This is a genomic window from Bacillus sp. AP50, from assembly GCF_040492675.1.
GTDB lineage: Bacteria > Bacillota > Bacilli > Bacillales > Bacillaceae_G > Bacillus_A > Bacillus_A cereus.
Genome location: NZ_JBEUTW010000670.1, coordinates 1 through 1,639, shown reverse-complemented (window position 1 = coordinate 1,639; position 1,639 = coordinate 1). Strand labels below are relative to the sequence as shown.

Below are 1,639 nucleotides of genomic sequence, written 5' to 3'. Positions count from 1 at the left end.
TATCAATCATTATCATAGTAGACAAAAAGGCTCACTTCTTATCTTTTTAAAATAAGAAGCTAGCTTTGTCGTTTGGGGATGACTTGATTTTTTAAGTTGGTGGATGTGAGGTATTTAATTTCTTAGCTTGATGAGTATGGGATACTGCCAGCATTTCTTCTATCTTCTATATTTTTGTTGTAGGGTGTTATAAAATTCTTAAGTTAATAGGCCTTGAGTGGCATACATAGCAGAATTAACGAGTAAATGTAATAATCTCATCAACAGCTTTGATATAACCACCTGCCTCACGGAATGATTGACTAATTTTTTTGGCATTCTCTTTGTAAAGCGAATGCTGCAACACTTCATTAACGGCATGTTTTAAATCCTCGGCCGATAATTGCTGGATATTTAACATAAGTCCTGCGCCAAGTTCGTATACTCGCTCAGCAATCGTATGCTGATCATTTATAAATGGGAGCATAACTAGAGGTACTTCAAAATAAAGTGATTCACTTGTGCTATTCATTCCACAATGACTAATAAATACATCCGCTTGACGCAGTATATCTAATTGTGGAAGATAGTTACCAACAATAAAATTATCAGGTATACCTCCTAGTTGCTCCACTGCTAATTGTTTGCCTATACTAAGTACTACTTTCGCATTGAGATCTTTTAAACCGACGAAACATTTTTGATAGAATTCAGGTTGATTATTAATTATAGTTCCCATAGAAATATAAATCACACGTTCTCCTTTTAATTCATCAACCGAAAAATCACTTAGAGTTCCATTTTCAGTAATGGAAGGACCGATAAAAATATAGCCATCCTTAAAATCCTTGCTGTTTCTTTGGAAATAGCGAGAAGTAAAGACAATATTTAAATCGCCTGAACCCGGACAAAGTAAAAAATTATCAGATAGGGGTACTTCATATTTTCCTTCTAAATATTGTTTCATTTTTGCTATTTCTTCTAATTGCAAAAATGCTTGTAGCATAGCTAAACGCTCCTGTTTTTGTTCTATGTTTCTTGTTCCTGTCAGGTTCATATTTTCTTTTAGTTCTTGTGAAAAAGCAAATGTGGTCCAATTTGCAATAGATGCTAAACCTCTATGGTGAGCGACCCATTTTCCAGGTAAAGACTGTGCATCATAGAGGATGTAATCGTATGTTTCTTTGGAAATTTCTTCGAAAATGGAATCAGTAATTCTTTCCATAGCATGAAGGAAGTGTAATAAGTACTCTTGAGGATGGGAAGTCATAAGATTCATATTTTCCGAAAGCTCTCTTTGTGTCTCTTGATTGATGGGACGGAATTGTGCGCCTGCTTTTTTGATTTTTTCTTCAAAATCATTTGATGAATAATAGACGATGTTGTCTCCACGTTGTACTAAATCCTGTACTAATCCTAACGTTGGATTTAAGTGTCCTTCTCCACCTATATTGATGTAAAGTGCTTTTTTCATCTTTATCCCCTCCAGTAAATTTGATATCGTTAAATATAAAAGGTAAACGTTTTTTTATTTTGTTTGAATTATAACAAACAAAGTTAATTAATATCTATTTTATTTTTGGGTATTCTTAATTTTTAGAGGGTGTTTTATTTAGATAACTTGATGGATATGTGGCCATACCCCACATCCATCAACTTA

Annotated in this window: 1 protein-coding gene; it reads right to left on the bottom strand. The window is 33.6% G+C overall.

The annotated features are described in order from the left end of the window. Positions 1 to 235: 235 nt before the first annotated feature. Positions 236 to 1,453, bottom strand: a complete 1,218-nt coding sequence (locus ABWK52_RS28205; RefSeq protein ID WP_353772317.1) for a macrolide family glycosyltransferase — start codon at positions 1,451 to 1,453, stop codon at positions 236 to 238. Positions 1,454 to 1,639 lie beyond the last annotated feature (186 nt).